Source organism: Ruegeria atlantica (assembly GCF_013032005.1).
GTDB classification, from domain to species: domain Bacteria; phylum Pseudomonadota; class Alphaproteobacteria; order Rhodobacterales; family Rhodobacteraceae; genus Ruegeria; species Ruegeria atlantica_A.
This window is the reverse complement of record NZ_WQBE01000018.1, coordinates 22,888-40,949: the sequence shown is the minus strand read 5'-3', so window position 1 is coordinate 40,949 and position 18,062 is coordinate 22,888. Positions and strand designations below refer to the sequence as shown.

Sequence of the window (18,062 nt, the reverse complement as noted above, 5' to 3'; positions counted from 1 at the left end):
GGACACGAAACAAAACCGGGAGGAGCGCGGCCATGGGTGAGCGGGTCGAGATTTTCGAAGTAGGTCCACGTGACGGCCTGCAAAATGAACAGCGTGAGATCCCGGTTGCCGAGAAAGTGGCGCTGGTCGACTGCCTCAGCCGCGCCGGGTTCAACCGGATCGAAGTAGCCAGTTTTGTATCGCCCAAATGGGTGCCGCAGATGGCCGGCAGTGCGGAAGTTTTGGCCGGAATAAAAAGGACAGATGGGGTGCGCTATGCCGCGCTGACGCCCAACATGCGTGGATATGAGGACGCCCTGACGGCCAAAACGGATGAGATTGCAGTATTCGCCTCGGCCTCCGAGGGATTTTCGAAAGCCAATATCAACGCCACGATTGCAGAATCCATCGAGAGGTTTACACCGATCCTCGAGGCCGCGCGTCATATTGATCTGCCGGTGCGCGGCTATGTCTCTTGCGTGACCGACTGCCCCTATGATGGCCCAACACCGCCCGAGAAGGTGGCCGAGGTCGCTGATCAGCTGTTTGGCTTGGGCTGCTATGAGGTCTCATTGGGCGATACAATCGGGCAGGGGACGCCAGATACCATCGCGCATATGCTCTTGGCCGTACGAGAACGCGTGCCGGTAACCCGTCTGGCTGGGCATTTCCACGACACCAATGGCCGGGCGCTCGACAATATTGATGCTGCCCTGGCGCTGGGCGTGCGGACCTTTGATACGGCAGTTGGTGGATTGGGCGGCTGCCCTTATGCGCCCGGAGCTGCGGGGAATGTCGCGACCGAGGCCGTGGCCGCCCATCTGGAGCGGTTGGGCTATGAAACCGGGCTTGATCTGGAAGTCGTAGAGCAGGCCGCGCAAATGGCGCGGGCCATGCGGCCAGAGTGAGGGGCGGGCATGTTTGAAACGATCTCGGTGACCACAGACGCGCGTGGAGTTGCGACTTTGACGCTCGACCGGGCGGAAAAACACAACGCGATGTCGGCGCAGATGATTGCCGAACTGACACAAGCGGCTGCGCAACTGGGTGCAGATGACACAGTTCGCGTGGTGGTGCTGACCGGGGCGGGCAAGAGTTTCTGTGCGGGCGGTGACCTGGGCTGGATGCAGGACCAGATGGCCGCCGACCCCGAAACGCGGTTTGCCGAGGCGCGCAAGCTGGCCGAGATGCTGCAGGCGCTGAACACCATGCCCCGCCCGCTGATCGGTGCGATTCAGGGCAATGCGTTTGGCGGTGGTGTTGGGCTGACTGCTGTTTGCGACGTGGCCATTGGTGTGGACAGCGTAAAGATGGCCCTGACTGAAACGCGGCTGGGCCTGATCCCCGCCACGATTGGCCCATATGTGATTGCCCGGATGGGTGAGGCGCGGGCGCGGCGCGTGTTCATGTCGGCCCGGTTGTTCGATGCTGTCGAGGCGGTCGAGCTTGGGCTGCTGGCCAAAAACGTTCCGGCAACCGATTTAGCTGATGCGGTCGAAGCCGAAGTTCTGCCCTATCTTTCCTGTGCGCCAGGCGCGGTTGCCTCGGCCAAGGATTTGGTCAGCAAGCTGGGACCCAATATTGACGATGCTGTGATTGACCAGACGATCCGATCCTTGGTGGATCGGTGGGAAACCGACGAGGCGATTGAGGGAATCGGTGCGTTCTTTGAAAAGCGAAAACCTGCATGGAAAAGTTAGGTTTAGGCCTTAATTTCATTGCAGTTGCAGTAGGAATCACCTTTACCGGATCACAGGGCATGACAAGTGGATTATTACTCCTGTCTGCGACTGTGTTCGGTTGACCCTCTGACCCCGCGCGGATAGAGAATGTCCAGTCAACACGCCAATTGACGGCGCCCCCCGACCGGGTTGCGCAGGAAAGGAGCTATTCGTGGAAGACCTGCTACGGGAGTATCTCCCGATTCTGGTGTTTCTGGCCGTTGCTGTCGGCCTTGGAATCGTCCTGATTCTGGCGGCTGTGGTTCTGGCAGTCCGCAACCCCGACCCTGAAAAGGTCAGCGCATATGAATGTGGCTTCAACGCCTTCGACGATGCGCGGATGAAATTCGACGTCCGGTTCTATCTGGTCTCGATTCTGTTCATCATCTTCGATCTGGAAATCGCCTTTCTGTTTCCGTGGGCCGTCGGCTTCAAGGACATCAGCGATGTAGGGTTCTGGTCGATGATGGTGTTCCTGGGTGTTCTGACCATCGGCTTTGCCTATGAATGGAAGAAGGGGGCCTTGGAATGGGAGTGATGACGGGTGCAAACACTGCCGGTGTCGACAAAGAAGTCGCAACCCAGGCCCTAAATGCCGAGCTGCAGGACAAAGGGTTCCTGCTGACCTCGACCGAAGACATCATCAACTGGGCCCGTACCGGATCGCTGCACTGGATGACCTTCGGTCTGGCCTGCTGCGCGGTTGAGATGATGCACACCTCGATGCCGCGTTATGATGCCGAACGGTTTGGTATCGCCCCGCGGGCGTCCCCACGTCAGTCCGATGTAATGATCGTGGCGGGAACGCTGACTAACAAGATGGCCCCGGCGCTGCGCAAGGTTTACGACCAGATGCCCGAGCCGCGCTATGTGATCTCGATGGGGTCCTGCGCAAATGGCGGTGGGTATTACCACTATTCCTATTCGGTCGTGCGCGGCTGTGACCGCGTGGTTCCAGTGGATATCTACGTCCCCGGGTGCCCGCCAACCGCCGAGGCGTTGCTGTATGGCCTGATGCAGTTGCAACGCAAAATCCGCCGCACCGGCACCATCGTACGCTGAGGAGAGAGCTGATGAGCGAAGCACTCAAAGAACTCGGCGCGCAGCTTGAACTGAAACGGGCCGATTGCGTTCTGTCCTGGGATGTGACCCATGGCGAGCTGAACGTGGATGTGGCGCCGTCGAACCTTGTGGAATTCGTTGAGTTCCTGAAATCCGACCGGAATTGCCAGTTTTCGTCGCTGGTTGACATCACTGGCGTGGATTACCCCGAACGGGCCAAGCGGTTCGATGTGGTGTATCACTTCCTGTCGATGTACCAGAACCAGCGCATCCGCCTGCGGGTTTCAATTCGAGAAGAAGACATGGTGCCCTCGATCGTTGACGTTCACCCCTCGGCGAACTGGTTCGAGCGTGAGGTGTTCGACATGTTCGGCATCCTGTTCTCGGGCCACCCGGACCTGCGCCGCATCCTGACCGACTATGGGTTCCGCGGCCACCCACTGCGCAAGGATTTCCCGACCACCGGCTATACCGAGGTGCGCTATGACGAAGCGCAAAAGCGCGTTGTCTATGAGCCGGTGTCGTTGGTGCAGGAATACCGTCAGTTTGATTTCATGTCCCCGTGGGAAGGCGCGAACTACATTCTTCCGGGGGATGAAAAACAGGAGACTGAATAATGGGTGGCATCTGGTGGCTGATCCTTTCTGCACTGACCATCATTCCGATGGTGAAGATTTTGCCGTTTTTCGGGATCAACAAGTTCTGGTGCCTTCTTTGTCTGGTTCCATTTGGCACAATTGCGTTGCTGTGGTGGGTTGGGCTGAAACTGCAAGAGTTGGAGCGCCGCTGAGATGATGGGTGAACTTATCATTCTGGGTGCGCTGGGGGTGCTGCTGGCAGGTGCCGCTGCCAAAGCGGCCGAAGCTGAAAAGGTTCGGGTTCGGGCCGAAGCGAAAAAGAAAAAACGGGGGCGTTGATGGACGGCTCAAGATACGATGACGGCAGCACGGACGCGCTGAGCGGAGAACAGAAGATCCGCAACTTCAACATTAACTTCGGTCCGCAACACCCTGCGGCGCATGGGGTTTTGCGTCTGGTGCTTGAGCTGGACGGTGAGATTGTCGAGCGCTGTGACCCGCATATCGGTCTGCTGCACCGTGGCACCGAAAAGCTGATGGAAAGCCGGACGTATCTGCAGAACCTGCCGTATTTCGACCGTCTGGATTACGTGGCACCGATGAACCAGGAGCACGCCTGGTGTTTGGCCATCGAAAAGCTGACAGGGGTTGAAGTGCCGCGTCGCGGCTCGCTTATCCGTGTTCTCTATTCCGAGATCGGGCGCATCCTGAACCATCTGCTGAATGTGACCACGCAGGCGATGGATGTGGGCGCGCTGACGCCGCCGCTCTGGGGCTTTGAAGAGCGCGAAAAGCTGATGGTGTTCTATGAGCGCGCCTGCGGTGCCCGCCTGCACGCCGCCTATTTCCGCCCTGGTGGTGTCCATCAGGACCTGCCGCCGGAACTGCTGGACGATATCGAGGCGTGGAGCCACGAATTCCCCGCCGTTCTGGACGACATCGACGGTCTGCTGACCGAAAACCGTATCTTCAAACAGCGTAATGCCGATATTGGCGTCGTAACCGAGGATGACATCCAGAAATACGGCTTTTCGGGCGTGATGGTGCGTGGGTCTGGTCTGGCATGGGATTTGCGTCGCGCGCAGCCTTATGAATGCTATGACGAGTTCGAATTCCAGATCCCCGTCGGCAAGAACGGCGACTGCTATGACCGCTATCTGGTGCGCATGGAAGAGATGCGCCAGTCGCTGTCGATCATCCAGCAGGCCATCGCCAAAATCCGTGAGTGCCCCGGCGATGTTCTGGCGCGCGGCAAGATCACCCCGCCGAAACGCTCAGACATGAAGACCTCGATGGAAAGCTTGATCCACCATTTCAAACTGTACACCGAAGGTTTCCACGTTCCCGCCGGTGAGGTCTACGCCGCCGTTGAGGCCCCAAAGGGTGAGTTCGGCGTCTATCTGGTCGCCGACGGCACCAACAAACCTTACCGCGCCAAACTGCGCGCACCGGGTTTCCTACACCTGCAAGCCATGGACCACGTCGCCGGAGGCCACCAATTGGCCGATGTTGCCGCCATCATCGGCACCATGGACGTCGTATTTGGAGAGATTGACCGCTAATGCTCCGCCGCCTCCACCCCGAACAACCCGAAAGCTTTGCCTTCTCCGCTGCCAACCAGCAATGGGCCGAAGCGCAGATCACAAAATACCCTGAGGGGCGCCAGGCCAGCGCGGTTATCCCGCTGCTGTGGCGCGCGCAGGAGCAGGAAGGCTGGCTGAGTCGTCCGGCGATTGAATCCGTCGCCGACATGCTGGGCATGGCCTACATCCGCGTGCTTGAGGTCGCGTCTTTCTACTTCATGTTCCAGTTGCAGCCGGTTGGCTCGGTGGCACATATTCAGGTCTGCGGCACGACGTCCTGCATGATCTGCGGGGCCGAGGATTTGATTGCTGTCTGCAAGGACAAGATCGCTGCCAGGCCGCATGAACTATCTGCCGATGGCAAGCTGAGCTGGGAAGAGGTGGAATGCCTCGGGTCCTGTACCAACGCGCCGATGGCGCAGATTGGTAAGGATTATTATGAGGACCTGACCACCGAGAGCTTTGGCAAAATCCTCGACGATTTGGTTGCGGGCAAAGTTCCGACACCGGGCCCGCAGAATGGGCGTTATGCGGCAGAACCTCTTAAAGGACTGACCAGTCTGACGGAATATGACAGTGGTCGAACCCAGTTTAACGCCAGTGTCGAACTGGCGAATGATCTGGGCGATACAGTCAAGCGGATTGATGGGACCGAAGTGCCCATCCTAACCCCTTGGCTGGGTAAGGACGGTAAGGCTGCAGCGACCAAGGCGGCACCAAAACCTCCGAAAGCGCCGACACCGGGCAAGTCTGCGGTGAAACAGGCCGAAGAGGCGAAGGCGAAAGAAGACCAGCCGGAAACCCTGACCACGCCGCGCGATGGAAAAGCTGATGACCTGAAGATGCTCAAAGGTGTCGGACCCAAGTTGGAAGAAACGCTGAACGAGTTGGGCTTTTACCATTACGACCAGATTGCGGCCTGGACATCGGAACAGGTGGCTTGGGTTGATGCGCGGCTGAAGTTCAAAGGTCGGATCGAGCGGGACGGCTGGATCGAACAGGCCGGTAAGCTGGCGGCGGGCGAGGAAACCGAGTTCGCCAAACGTGCCAAGGAAGACGGCACTTACGAAGACTAGGACGCATGCCCATCCGGGGCATGAAGGATGAGATGGACAAGGACAAAGAACAGGCCATAGCCCGCAAGGGTCGTCACATAGGTATCGTCATTGCAGTGACGATGACCATTTGGCTTGCCATGAACCTGTTCATTGGCCCCGCACTGGAACTGACGACGCGCCATGCGTTGTTGTTTGATCTCGCCGCTCTGGCGGCGTTCGTCTATGCGGGCGTCAACATATTTCAACTCTGGCGCATGCGTCAGGATAGCTGAAGGTAACACGCGATGCTGAAGGATCAGGACCGGATCTTTACCAACATCTACGGGATGCACGAGCGCACGCTGAAAGGTGCGCAGGCCCGCGGGCATTGGGACGGCACAGCTGGCCTGATTGGCAATGGGCGCGACTGGATCATTCAGACGATGAAGGACTCGGGCCTTCGTGGGCGCGGTGGCGCGGGTTTCCCAACCGGTCTGAAATGGTCGTTCATGCCCAAGGAAAGTGATGGTCGTCCGGCCTATCTGGTGGTGAATGCGGATGAATCCGAGCCCGGCACCTGCAAAGACCGCGAGATCATGCGCCATGATCCGCACACGTTGATCGAAGGCTGCCTGATCGCGTCTTTCGCGATGAACGCACACACCTGCTATATCTACCTGCGCGGCGAATACATCCGCGAGCGCGAGGCGCTGCAGGCCGCGATTGACGAAGCGTATGACGCGGGTCTGCTAGGCAAGAACGCCGCCGGTTCGGGTTGGGATTTCGATCTGTTCCTGCATCACGGCGCCGGTGCCTATATCTGCGGAGAAGAGACCGCCCTGATCGAAAGCCTTGAGGGCAAGAAAGGTATGCCGCGGATGAAGCCTCCGTTCCCGGCGGGCGCGGGGTTGTATGGCTGCCCGACCACGGTGAACAACGTAGAATCCATCGCGGTTGTGCCGACCATCCTGCGCCGTGGTGCGGACTGGTTTGCGGGATTCGGTCGACAGAACAACGCGGGAACCAAGCTGTTTGCCATTTCGGGTCACGTGAACAACCCCTGCGTGGTCGAAGAGGCAATGTCTATTCCCTTTGAGGAGCTGATCGAAACCCATTGCGGCGGCATTCGCGGCGGTTGGGACAATCTTCTGGCGGTTATTCCGGGTGGTTCTTCGGTACCCTGTGTGCGCGGTGAGAACATGCGCGATGCGATCATGGATTTTGATCATCTGCGCAACGATCTGGGCTCGGGCCTGGGAACGGCGGCGGTGATCGTGATGGACAAGTCCACGGACATTATCAAGGCGATCTGGCGGCTGTCGAAATTCTACAAACATGAAAGTTGCGGTCAGTGTACGCCCTGCCGTGAAGGCACCGGCTGGATGATGCGCGTGATGGACCGTCTGGTGCGCGGCGAGGCCGAGCTGGAAGAGATTGACATGTTGTTCGATGTGACCAAACAGGTTGAAGGTCACACGATCTGCGCCCTCGGCGATGCGGCTGCCTGGCCGATCCAGGGCCTGATCCGTAACTTCCGCGAAGAGATTGAAGATCGCATCAAGGCCCAGAAAACGGGTCGGATGGGTGCGATGGCGGCGGAGTGATCGAGATGCGGAGCTTTCGAACAACTTGTGTCGCACTCTTGCTTATCGGGGCTGTAGCAGCCCCAGCCGCAGCTGCGAAACGTGCGGCATACGATCAGGCTGTCGGTGAAGTTCTTGCGGCTCATTTCATAAAAGACAGATGCAGCGGTCTGGCCACTGTTGGCGGTTCTGATTACCAGAGTTACGTGCTGACTGCGACAGAACTGACTGCGGTTCAGGGATTGCGTCGGCAAAAAATGCGCAAGTTCTTATTTTATGGGAGATCCGATTGGCTTAAGGGGCAAGTAAGGAAGGTTCTCGACGACAGAAATGTAGAATTTTCAAACAAAAAATCTCTTTGTGCGTTTGGACGAGGCGTGGCAGGAACCGAAGATGCTATCGGGCGATTTCTGGTAAAGGAGTGACCTAGATGGAATTTCTAACCGACTACTCCCACGCAGTTACTTCGATAGTGATCTTCACGCTCGTGCTTCTGTTCATGTCGCCATTCACGGCTTTGGCGAAACAAAGCAAAGGGTTGGCGCCGGGGGCCACACCCGAACAAGACTATGCTGACAAGGCCTATCGCCTGAATCGCGCCTACCTGAATGGGACCGAGACGCTGCCCGCCTATCTGACGGTCATTGTCGCGGCCATTCTTATGGGGGCCAGCCCATTTTGGGTTAACCTGCTGGCTTCGGTCGCGTTGCTGGCGCGTCTGATAATGCTGGTGGTGCATATTCGCGGTATCGGCAAACCGTCTGCTGGTTTGCGCTCGGTTCTGTATGTCATCGCCTGGGCTTGCATGGTCGTGATGGGGATTATGGCAATAGTGGCGGCGTTTTGATGAAGACTTGGGGAAAATATCAGATGCTAGGACGTAAAAGTGTTGCCGGTCGCGTGTCCATGTTGGCCGGCGTCCTTACGTTGTCACTTGTTTCGGCGTGCGGCGGCATCACGTCGTCCAGTGATCGTGTCCTTTTTGACGGTAAGTACTTTCGGGCCAAAGCAAAGCCCGTCGATAAAAAGAAGATGCCGACCGAATTCACCGTGGTTGTGAATGGAGTTTCTGCCTCGTTGGACGGCGCGCGCGAAGCGGGACGGTACGAGGGGACGAAATTCTGCATCAAGAACTTCGGTTCTTCCAGCATCGCGTGGAAGGTCGGCCCGGATACTGAACCCCAGAACTTGCGTGTCAGCGACGACAAGTTGACCTTTGCAGGAGCTTGCCAGCGACCATGACGCGCGTGATCGCATATCACTCGATGACACGGGGGATGTTATTGCATAGCACCCCGACTGCCGGTCGTCTTGGGTTTCCCAAGACGAAAGGAATTGTCATGTCCAGTGTGAAAATGCTGACGCTGCTGTCTGTGCTGGCTTTGCCCACCATCGTTGAAGCGAAACCGCCCTTGCGCGAAGTCAAAGAGATCGACAACGAACTCTATTACATCGCCATTGCAAATGAGATTTCAGAGTATTGCCCCTCGATCAGCGGGCGGCGTCTGAAAGCGATCGGTGTGCTGTGGGGATTGAAGTCGCAAGCGAACAAACTGGGATACTCGGACAATGAAATCCGGGCGTATGTGGATTCGGATGCCGAAAAGGACCGGATGCGCGCCAAGGGCGAGGCGTATCTGGCCCAACACGGTGTCACCTACGAAAACCCCAATTCCTTCTGCACGCTGGGGCGGGCAGAGATTGAAAGAAACAGCGCCATTGGCGTGTATTTGAGGGCGAACTAGACGATGTCTGACCTCCGTAAGATCAATATCGACGGGCAGGAAATCGAAGTCGATGGTGCGATGACCCTGATCCAGGCTTGTGAGCAAGCCGGGGTCGAGGTGCCGCGCTTCTGTTATCACGAACGTTTGTCGATCGCAGGGAACTGCCGGATGTGCCTGGTTGAGGTTGTGGGCGGCCCGCCCAAACCTGCAGCGTCCTGCGCGATGCAGGTGCGCGATTTGCGCCCCGGCCCCGAAGGGCAAGCGCCGGAGGTCAAAACGAACTCACCCATGGTCAAAAAGGCCCGCGAAGGGGTGATGGAGTTTCTGCTCATCAACCACCCGCTGGATTGCCCGATCTGTGATCAGGGCGGCGAGTGCGACTTGCAGGATCAGGCGATGGCCTATGGTCTGTCGGGCAGCCGCTTCAAGGAAGCCAAGCGCGCGGTGGACGATCTGGATCTGGGACCGCTGGTTGGCACAGCGATGACGCGCTGCATCAGCTGCACCCGTTGTGTGCGGTTCACGACCGAGGTTGCCGGGATCACTCAGATGGGTCAGACGGGGCGCGGAGAAGATGCCGAGATCACCTCATATCTGAACCAGACGCTGGATTCGAACCTGCAGGGCAACATCATCGACCTGTGTCCGGTGGGGGCGCTGACCTCGAAACCTTATGCCTTTACGGCTCGTCCGTGGGAATTGACCAAGACCGAGAGCATCGACGTGATGGATGCCTTGGGCTCGAACGTCCGGGTGGATACCAAGGGGCGTGAGGTCATGCGCTTCCTGCCGCGCAACCATGACGGCGTGAACGAGGAGTGGATCAGCGACAAAACCCGCTTTGTGTGGGACGGTCTGCGGCGTCAGCGTTTGGACCGCCCATATATTCGCGAAAACGGCAAGCTGCGCCCGGCCTCGTGGCCCGAGGCGCTGACCAAAGCGTCCCAGGCGCTGAAAGGTGCCGAGAAACCGGCGGGTATCGTGGGTGATCTGGCGCCAGTCGAAGCGGCCTTTGCGCTCAAACAGATGATCGAAAGCCTGGGCGGTGTCGTCGAGTGTCGCACCGACGGTGCCCGACTGCCTGCGGGCAACCGTGGGGCTTATGCCGGGACTGCTGCGATCGAGGATATCGACAGAGCCGAGCGTATTCTGTTGATCGGCACCAACCCGCGTGAGGAAGCTCCGGTTTTGAACGCGCGTATTCGCAAGGCATGGGCGCACGGGGCCGAGGTTGCTCTGGTCGGTCCGGCTGTCGATCTGACCTATAAGTATCACCACATGGGTGATGACCGCGCAGCACTGCAAAAAGTCGTCGATATGGGCGGCGATGATGTGATCAAAGGCAAGGCCTCTCTGGTTGTTGTGGGGCAGGGGGCGCTGCAAGAGGCTGACGGTGCCGCTGTTCTGGCCACTGCGCAAGCCATTGCTGCAAATACAGAAAGCGGTCTGATCGTTCTGCATACAGCAGCCTCGCGCGTGGGCGCGATGGACGTGGATGCGACAAACGAAGGTGGTATGGGCGCGATCAGCGCGGCGGACGTAATCTATAACCTTGGCGCGGACGAGGTCGAGATCGGTGAGGGCGCGTTCGTCATCTATCAGGGCAGCCATGGCGACCGGGGCGCACACCGCGCCGATGTGATCCTGCCGGGCGCCGCCTATACTGAGGAAAACGGCCTGTTCGTGAACACCGAAGGCCGCCCTCAGCTGGCCATGCGCGCAGGCTTTGCACCGGGTGAGGCCAAGGAAAACTGGGCGATCCTGCGGGCCTTGTCGGCCGAATTGGGCGCGACGCTGCCTTACGACTCGCTGGCGCAATTGCGCAGTGCGCTGATCGAAGCAGTGCCGCATCTTACGCGCATCGACGAGGTGATCGAAAACGAAGTGCAATTGATGGAGGCTGGCCCCCTAGGTACAGCCACTTTCCGCAATGCGATCAAGGACTTTTACCTGACCAATCCAATCGCCCGCGCCTCGCAACTGATGGCTGAGCTGTCGGCGCAGGCACAGGCACGCAAGGCCGGGAAGATCGCGGCGGAATGAAACAGACCTGTTTCATATCGCTTTTAGGCGCCTGCAATAAGGTGGCTGTGAAAATGCGCGTGAGACGCAAGAATAAGGGTGGCGTAAGTGCGGCGGATGCTGTTTACACCAACGCGCCGACCCAGCCGCAGTTTGCGCAGGCAAATGGCCTTCGCAATTTACGCGGAAAACGGAATACCCACGGTGTGAGGACCAATGGCTGATTTCTTTAACACCCCAGGCGGAATAGCCATCATCATTCTGGCGCAAGTGCTTGCCGTTGTTGCCTTTGTGATGATCTCGCTGTTGTTCCTCGTTTATGGCGACCGCAAGATTTGGGCGGCGGTACAGATGCGCCGCGGTCCCAATGTGGTGGGCGTCTATGGCCTGCTGCAATCGGTGGCAGATGCGCTGAAATATGTGGTGAAAGAGGTGGTCATCCCCGCCGGGGCCGACCGCACGGTTTTCATTCTGGCACCGCTGACAAGCTTTGTTTTGGCGATGATCGCCTGGGCGGTAATCCCGTTCAACGATGGCTGGGTTCTGTCAGATATCAACGTCGCCATCCTGTATGTCTTCGCCGTATCCTCGTTGGAGGTTTATGGCGTGATTATGGGCGGTTGGGCGTCGAACTCAAAGTACCCGTTCCTAGGATCGTTGCGCTCGGCTGCGCAGATGATTTCTTACGAGGTTTCCATCGGCCTGATCATCATTGGTGTGATCATTTCTACAGGGTCGATGAATTTCGGCGACATCGTACGCGCGCAGGATGGAGGGCTGGGCCTATTCAGCTGGTACTGGCTGCCGCATTTCCCGATGGTCTTCCTGTTCTTCATCTCGGCGCTGGCGGAAACCAACCGACCACCGTTTGACCTGCCCGAGGCGGAATCCGAACTGGTCGCCGGTTATCAGGTGGAATACTCGGCCACACCCTTCCTGTTGTTCATGGCAGGCGAATACATTGCGATCTTCCTGATGTGCGCGCTAACATCGCTGCTGTTCTTCGGTGGCTGGCTGTCGCCGATCCCGGGCCTGCCCGACGGTGTCCTGTGGATGGTTGCGAAGATGGCGTTCTTCTTCTTCCTCTTCGCAATGGTCAAGGCGATCACACCCCGCTACCGCTATGACCAGCTGATGCGGTTGGGCTGGAAAGTGTTCCTGCCGTTCTCGCTGGCCTGGGTGGTGTTCGTGGCCTTTGCGGCGAAATTCGACTGGTTCTGGGGCGCATTCGCCCGTTGGAGCGTAGGAGGCTAATCATGACGCAGATCGACTATAACCGCGCTGCCAAATACTTCCTGCTGCAGGACTTTTGGGTCGGCATGAAGCTGGGGTTGAAATATTTCTTCGCCCCCAAGGCCACCATAAACTACCCGCACGAGAAGGGTCCTCTATCCCCGCGGTTCCGGGGCGAGCACGCCTTGCGTCGTTATCCGAATGGCGAGGAACGTTGCATCGCCTGCAAACTCTGCGAGGCGGTTTGCCCGGCGCAGGCCATCACCATCGACGCCGAGCCGCGCGAGGACGGCAGCCGCCGAACTACGCGCTATGACATCGACATGACCAAATGCATCTATTGCGGCTTCTGTCAGGAGGCCTGCCCGGTCGATGCAATCGTCGAAGGCCCGAATTTCGAGTTCGCCACCGAAACCCGGGAAGAGCTGTTCTACGACAAGCAAAAACTGCTGGATAACGGCGAACGCTGGGAAGCCGAGATTGCCCGCAACCTGGAAATGGATGCGCCGTACAGATGAGTGACAAGCCCACAAACCCATTCGAGCAAATGCTCAAACAGGCACAGGACATGGCCAAGGCGATGAACCCGGGGCTCGAGAATTTCTCGCCCAAGGGGTTCGAAGCGCTGTGGCCGACCATGCCCAAAGAGGTCATGGAGATGATGTTCGGCAACACCGTCAACAAGGACGGATTGGACGCCAAGACCCGCTTGCTGCTGACGCTGGCTGGGCTGACTTGTCAGGGCGCGCAGGCGGATTCAGCGGTGCGTCAGACCGTGCGTCATGCGCTGAAAGCGGGCGCGAAGAAACAAGAGATCGTGGAAACGATCGGTCAGATGTCGGTCTTTGCCGGCATCCCGGCCATGACCCGCGCGCTGGATCTGGCGCAAGAGGTCATGGGCGACAACGAGGATGAGGATCAATGACCGTCTTTGCCTTCTATCTGTTTGCCATCAGCGCCATCACCGGTGGTCTGTTCACGGTAATCAGCCGCCAGCCGGTGCATTCGGTGCTGTGGCTGATCCTCTCCTTCCTCTCCTCGGCCGGGTTGTTCGTGCTGCTGGGGGCCGAGTTCGTGGCAATGCTGCTGATCATCGTCTATGTCGGCGCGGTCGCGGTGCTGTTCCTGTTCGTGGTGATGATGCTGGACGTGGACTTTGCCGAACTGAAGGCTGAGATGGCGCGCTATATGCCGCTGGCCCTGCTGATCGGTCTGGTCATCCTGATGCAGTTTGTCATGGCCTTTGGCGCATGGGACAGCGCGCAGGGCGCGGCGGCCAATTTGGCTCAGCCGGTGCCTGTGGATCGCCATAACACCGAAGCGCTGGGCGTCATCCTTTATGATCAATACTTCCTTCTGTTCCAGCTGGCGGGCCTGATCCTGCTGGTGGCCATGATCGGCGCCATTGTTCTGACGCTGCGCCACCGTCAGGACATCAAGCGTCAGGACATCATCGGCCAGATGATGCGCGACCCGGCCAAGGCGATGGAGTTGAAGGACGTGAAACCGGGGCAGGGACTTTGAGACGATGATCGGACTTGAACACTATCTTACGGTCGCGGCGACGCTGTTCGTCATCGGCATCTTCGGTCTCTTCCTGAACCGCAAGAACGTCATCATCCTGCTGATGAGCATCGAACTGATGCTGCTGGCGGTGAATATCAACCTTGTGGCGTTTTCCAGTTTCCTCGGCGATCTGGTCGGGCAGGTGTTTACGCTGTTCGTGCTGACCGTTGCAGCGGCCGAGGCGGCGATTGGTCTGGCCATTCTGGTCTGCTTCTTCCGCAACCGCGGCACCATCGCGGTTGAAGACGTCAATATGATGAAGGGGTAAGAGAACATGGAAACCACCATCCTCTTTGCCCCGCTGGTGGGCGCGCTGCTTTGCGGGTTCGGCTGGCGATTCATTGGCGAGAAGGCCGCGATGTGGACCGCCACGGGCCTGCTGTTCCTGGCCTGTCTACTGTCGTGGATCGTGTTCTTCACGTTTGACGGGGTGACCCAACAGGTCGAGATCATGCGCTGGATCGAGAGCGGGTCGCTGTCGACAAGCTGGGCCGTGCGTCTGGACCGTCTGACCGCGATCATGCTGATTGTGGTGACGACCGTATCGGCGCTCGTGCATCTTTATTCGTTCGGCTACATGGCTCACGATCCGCAATGGCGCGAGGGCGAGAGCTATAAGCCGCGCTTCTTTGCCTACCTGTCCTTCTTCACCTTCGCCATGCTGATGCTGGTGACGGCGGACAATCTGGTTCAGATGTTCTTTGGCTGGGAAGGCGTGGGTGTCGCGTCTTACCTGCTGATTGGGTTCTACTACCGCAAACCATCGGCCAACGCGGCGGCGATGAAAGCGTTCATCGTTAACCGGGTGGGTGACTTCGGCTTTGCGTTGGGGATCTTCGCGCTGTTCTTCCTGACGGACAGCATCAATTTTTCCGACATTTTCGCGTCGGCCCCTGAGCTAGCGGAAACGCAACTGCACTTCCTGTGGGGTGAGTGGAACGCCATCGAAGTGATTTGTGTGCTGCTGTTCATCGGTGCGATGGGTAAATCGGCGCAGCTGATCCTGCACACCTGGTTGCCGGATGCGATGGAAGGCCCGACACCGGTGTCGGCACTGATCCACGCTGCGACCATGGTGACTGCAGGTGTCTTCCTGGTGTGCCGCATGTCGCCGCTTATGGAGTTCGCACCGGGTGCGACCGGGTTCATCACCGTACTGGGCGCCTCGACCGCGTTTTTCGCCGCAACTGTGGGTCTGGTGCAGACCGACATCAAGCGCGTCATCGCCTATTCGACATGTTCGCAGCTGGGCTACATGTTCGTGGCCGCCGGTGTGGGCATGTATTCGGCTGCGATGTTCCACCTGTTCACGCACGCGTTCTTCAAGGCGCTGCTGTTCCTTGGTGCAGGGTCGGTGATCAACGCGATGCATCACGAGCAGGAAATGACCGAATACGGCGGTCTGCGTAAGAAAATCCCTTATACCTTCTGGGCGATGATGATCGGGACACTGGCTATTACCGGCGTTGGTATTCCGCTGACCACCATCGGGTTCGCCGGGTTCCTGTCCAAGGATGCCATCATCGAGAGTGCCTATGCTGGTGGGTCGGCCTATGGCTTCTGGCTGCTTGTGATCGCGGCTGCGTTCACTTCGTTCTACAGCTGGCGCCTGATCTTCCTGACTTTCTATGGCGAGCCGCGTGGTGATCAGCATACGCATGAGCATGCGCATGAAAGCCCGATGACCATGTTGATTCCTTTAGGCGTGCTGTCCTTGGGTGCGGTCTTTGCCGGGATGATCTGGTATGGCAACTTCTTTGGTCATGCGGACAAAGTCGGCAAGTTCTATGGCATTCCGGTGGCCGAGGCGTCGGAGCATGCCGAGGCGGGCGATCATGGCACTGCGGGTTCACATGCGGATGATACACACGCTGATGAGGGGCACGCAGAAGATACTCATGCCGATGATGGACACGGCGAGAAGGATGCACATGGCGGTGATCACCACTATGTCTTTGCGGGTGAGCCGGGCGAGGGCGCGATCTATATCGCGCCGGACAACCATATTCTGGACGATGCGCATGCCGCCCCGAAATGGGTCAAGGTCTCACCCTTTGTCGCGATGGCGCTGGGTTTTGTCATGGCCTATTGGTTCTATATCGTGAACCCGTCCCTGCCGGGACGTCTGGCACAGAATCAGCGACCGCTTTACCTGTTCCTGCTGAACAAGTGGTACTTTGACGAGATCTACGATGCGATCTTTGTCAAACCCACCGTTGCGCTTGGTCGGTTCCTGTGGAAACGCGGTGACGGCAATACTATCGACGGCTTCCTGAACGGGGTTTCGATGGGCGTAATTCCCTTCTTTACCCGCCTCGCAGGCAAGGCACAGACGGGCTACATCTTTACTTATGCCTTCTGGATGGTTCTGGGTATCGCTGCCCTGGTCACCTGGATGTCGATCGGCGGAGGCGCACACTAATGGATAATATCCTCTCGATCGTCACCTTTATTCCGGCAGTGGCGGCAGGCATCCTGGCCCTGTTCCTGCATGGTGAGGACGCGGCTGCGCAGCGCAACGCGAAATGGGTTGCACTGGTGGCGACCACGGTGACCTTCCTTGTCTCGATCGGTATCTACACAGGGTTTGATCCGTCCAATACCGGCTTTCAGATGGTGGAAGAGGCCGAGTGGCTGCTGGGTCTGAAATACAAGATGGGTGTAGACGGTATCAGCGTTTTGTTCGTACTGCTGACCACTTTCATCATGCCGCTGACCATTCTGGCCAGCTGGCAGGTCACCGACCGCGTCAAAGAATACATGATCGCCTTCCTGCTGCTGGAAACGCTGATGCTGGGCGTATTCATGGCGCTGGATCTGGTCCTGTTCTATCTGTTCTTCGAGGCCGGCCTGATCCCAATGTTCCTGATCATCGGCATCTGGGGTGGGGCGAACCGGATTTACGCAAGCTTCAAGTTCTTCCTCTATACTTTCCTGGGCTCGGTGCTGATGCTGGTGGCGATGGTTGCGATGTATTCCGATGCAGGCACCACCGATATCGAAGCCTTGATGAGCCACCATTTCTCGTCCGAAGGGTTCAGCGTGCTGGGCGTTTATATCGTCGGCGGTATGCAGACGTTGATGTTCCTGGCCTTCTTTGCCTCGTTTGCGGTGAAAATGCCGATGTGGCCGGTTCATACCTGGCTACCTGACGCACACGTTCAGGCGCCGACTGCAGGCTCGGTTGTGCTGGCGGCGATCCTGCTGAAGATGGGCGGCTATGGCTTCCTGCGGTTCAGTCTGCCGATGTTCCCGGTCGGGTCAGCGGTGATGACCGATCTGGTGCTGTGGATGTCGGCCATCGCAGTAGTCTACACCTCGCTAGTGGCGCTGGTGCAGGAGGATATGAAAAAGCTGATCGCTTATTCCTCGGTTGCTCATATGGGCTTTGTGACTATGGGTATCTTTGCTGCGAACCAGCAGGGTATTGACGGCGCGATCTTCCAGATGCTCAGCCACGGGTTTATCTCGGCCGCGCTCTTCCTGTGTGTCGGTGTAATCTATGACCGGATGCACACGCGTGACATCGACGCTTATGGCGGTCTGGTGATCCGGATGCCCGCATACGCGCTGGTTTTCATGCTGTTCACCATGGCCAATGTCGGCCTGCCGGGTACATCCGGGTTCATCGGTGAATTCCTGACGCTGATGGGCGCGTTCCAGGTCAATACCTGGGTGACGGCTGTGGCTGCATCTGGCGTGATCTTCTCGGCTGCCTATGCGCTGTGGCTGTATCGCCGGGTCGTGTTTGGCGATCTGATCAAGGAAAGCCTCAAGGCAATGACGGACATGAGCTCGCGCGAGCGGCTGATCTTTGCACCGCTGATCGTGATGACCATCCTGCTGGGCGTTTACCCGTCGCTGGTAACCGATGTGATCGGCAATTCGACCGCCGCGCTGATTTCGAACTATGACTCGGCTCTGGCCGCGGCTGAGGCCGCGACCCAGACGGCCGCCTCGCATTAAGGGAG

At 58.3% G+C, this 18,062-nt stretch carries 23 protein-coding genes; all 23 read left to right on the top strand.

All coding sequences use genetic code 11. The annotated features are described in order from the left end of the window. Positions 1-32 precede the first annotated feature (32 nt). A complete protein-coding gene (locus GOX21_RS20895) occupies positions 33-887 on the top strand; it encodes a hydroxymethylglutaryl-CoA lyase (protein ID WP_170374601.1) in 855 nt (284 codons plus the stop codon). Between the two features lie 9 nt (positions 888-896). Further along, positions 897-1,679, top strand: coding sequence for a crotonase/enoyl-CoA hydratase family protein (locus tag GOX21_RS20890; protein ID WP_170374603.1), 783 nt, complete (start codon positions 897-899; stop codon positions 1,677-1,679). Between the two features lie 193 nt (positions 1,680-1,872). Continuing rightward, positions 1,873-2,238, top strand: a complete 366-nt coding sequence (locus tag GOX21_RS20885) for an NADH-quinone oxidoreductase subunit A (protein WP_050602775.1) — start codon at positions 1,873-1,875, stop codon at positions 2,236-2,238. Beyond that, positions 2,229-2,762, top strand: coding sequence for a NuoB/complex I 20 kDa subunit family protein (locus GOX21_RS20880; protein ID WP_010442777.1), 534 nt, complete (start codon positions 2,229-2,231; stop codon positions 2,760-2,762). Before GOX21_RS20885 ends, GOX21_RS20880 begins: the two co-directional genes overlap by 10 nt. Positions 2,763-2,773: 11 nt before the next feature. Beyond that, entirely contained in the window at positions 2,774-3,379 is a 606-nt protein-coding gene (locus GOX21_RS20875; RefSeq protein ID WP_170348140.1) for an NADH-quinone oxidoreductase subunit C, read from the top strand. Continuing rightward, a complete protein-coding gene (locus GOX21_RS20870; protein ID WP_058274391.1) occupies positions 3,379-3,552 on the top strand; it encodes a hypothetical protein in 174 nt (57 codons plus the stop codon). The genes GOX21_RS20875 and GOX21_RS20870 overlap by 1 nt, the downstream gene beginning before the upstream one ends. 1 nt (position 3,553) lies before the next feature. Continuing rightward, complete coding sequence (locus GOX21_RS21695; protein WP_264187107.1) at positions 3,554-3,679, top strand: hypothetical protein; 126 nt, start codon at positions 3,554-3,556, stop codon at positions 3,677-3,679. Continuing rightward, positions 3,679-4,902 carry an NADH-quinone oxidoreductase subunit D gene (locus GOX21_RS20865; protein WP_170374605.1) on the top strand — a complete coding sequence of 408 codons (1,224 nt, stop codon included), beginning with the start codon at positions 3,679-3,681 and terminating at the stop codon, positions 4,900-4,902. Before GOX21_RS21695 ends, GOX21_RS20865 begins: the two co-directional genes overlap by 1 nt. After that, positions 4,902-5,999 carry an NADH-quinone oxidoreductase subunit NuoE gene (gene nuoE, locus GOX21_RS20860; RefSeq protein WP_170374607.1) on the top strand — a complete coding sequence of 366 codons (1,098 nt, stop codon included), beginning with the start codon at positions 4,902-4,904 and terminating at the stop codon, positions 5,997-5,999. The genes GOX21_RS20865 and nuoE overlap by 1 nt, the downstream gene beginning before the upstream one ends. Positions 6,000-6,031: 32 nt before the next feature. Next, positions 6,032-6,253, top strand: a complete 222-nt coding sequence (locus GOX21_RS20855) for a DUF5337 domain-containing protein (protein ID WP_170349358.1) — start codon at positions 6,032-6,034, stop codon at positions 6,251-6,253. Between the two features lie 12 nt (positions 6,254-6,265). Beyond that, entirely contained in the window at positions 6,266-7,564 is a 1,299-nt protein-coding gene (gene nuoF / locus GOX21_RS20850; protein WP_170348145.1) for an NADH-quinone oxidoreductase subunit NuoF, read from the top strand. A gap of 5 nt (positions 7,565-7,569) precedes the next feature. Further along, the gene (locus GOX21_RS20845; protein WP_170374609.1) at positions 7,570-7,968 is read left to right on the top strand and encodes a hypothetical protein; all 399 of its coding nucleotides are present in this window, start codon (positions 7,570-7,572) and stop codon (positions 7,966-7,968) included. Between the two features lie 5 nt (positions 7,969-7,973). Beyond that, positions 7,974-8,390, top strand: a complete 417-nt coding sequence (locus GOX21_RS20840) for an MAPEG family protein (protein WP_170348149.1) — start codon at positions 7,974-7,976, stop codon at positions 8,388-8,390. Continuing rightward, positions 8,390-8,785, top strand: coding sequence for a hypothetical protein (locus GOX21_RS20835; protein WP_226688669.1), 396 nt, complete (start codon positions 8,390-8,392; stop codon positions 8,783-8,785). Before GOX21_RS20840 ends, GOX21_RS20835 begins: the two co-directional genes overlap by 1 nt. 98 nt (positions 8,786-8,883) lie before the next feature. After that, the gene (locus GOX21_RS20830) at positions 8,884-9,288 is read left to right on the top strand and encodes a DUF5333 domain-containing protein (protein ID WP_254428648.1); all 405 of its coding nucleotides are present in this window, start codon (positions 8,884-8,886) and stop codon (positions 9,286-9,288) included. A 3-nt stretch (positions 9,289-9,291) separates the two neighbouring features. Then, positions 9,292-11,313: an NADH-quinone oxidoreductase subunit NuoG gene (nuoG, locus tag GOX21_RS20825; protein ID WP_170374613.1), complete on the top strand. Its 2,022-nt coding sequence runs from the start codon at positions 9,292-9,294 to the stop codon at positions 11,311-11,313. 195 nt (positions 11,314-11,508) lie between these two features. Continuing rightward, positions 11,509-12,546, top strand: a complete 1,038-nt coding sequence (gene nuoH / locus GOX21_RS20820; RefSeq protein ID WP_170348155.1) for an NADH-quinone oxidoreductase subunit NuoH — start codon at positions 11,509-11,511, stop codon at positions 12,544-12,546. 2 nt (positions 12,547-12,548) lie between these two features. Continuing rightward, positions 12,549-13,043 carry an NADH-quinone oxidoreductase subunit NuoI gene (nuoI, locus tag GOX21_RS20815; protein WP_170374615.1) on the top strand — a complete coding sequence of 165 codons (495 nt, stop codon included), beginning with the start codon at positions 12,549-12,551 and terminating at the stop codon, positions 13,041-13,043. Next, on the top strand, positions 13,040-13,450 hold the full coding sequence (locus tag GOX21_RS20810; RefSeq protein WP_170374617.1) for a carboxymuconolactone decarboxylase family protein: 411 nt from the start codon (positions 13,040-13,042) through the stop codon (positions 13,448-13,450). The genes nuoI and GOX21_RS20810 overlap by 4 nt, the downstream gene beginning before the upstream one ends. Next, positions 13,447-14,049, top strand: a complete 603-nt coding sequence (locus GOX21_RS20805; protein ID WP_170348161.1) for an NADH-quinone oxidoreductase subunit J — start codon at positions 13,447-13,449, stop codon at positions 14,047-14,049. The genes GOX21_RS20810 and GOX21_RS20805 overlap by 4 nt, the downstream gene beginning before the upstream one ends. A gap of 4 nt (positions 14,050-14,053) precedes the next feature. Then, complete coding sequence (gene nuoK / locus GOX21_RS20800; RefSeq protein ID WP_005984024.1) at positions 14,054-14,359, top strand: NADH-quinone oxidoreductase subunit NuoK; 306 nt, start codon at positions 14,054-14,056, stop codon at positions 14,357-14,359. A 6-nt stretch (positions 14,360-14,365) separates the two neighbouring features. Next, complete coding sequence (nuoL, locus tag GOX21_RS20795) at positions 14,366-16,513, top strand: NADH-quinone oxidoreductase subunit L (protein ID WP_170374619.1); 2,148 nt, start codon at positions 14,366-14,368, stop codon at positions 16,511-16,513. Beyond that, entirely contained in the window at positions 16,513-18,057 is a 1,545-nt protein-coding gene (locus tag GOX21_RS20790; RefSeq protein ID WP_170348165.1) for an NADH-quinone oxidoreductase subunit M, read from the top strand. The genes nuoL and GOX21_RS20790 overlap by 1 nt, the downstream gene beginning before the upstream one ends. The last annotated feature ends 5 nt before the right edge of the window (positions 18,058-18,062 follow it).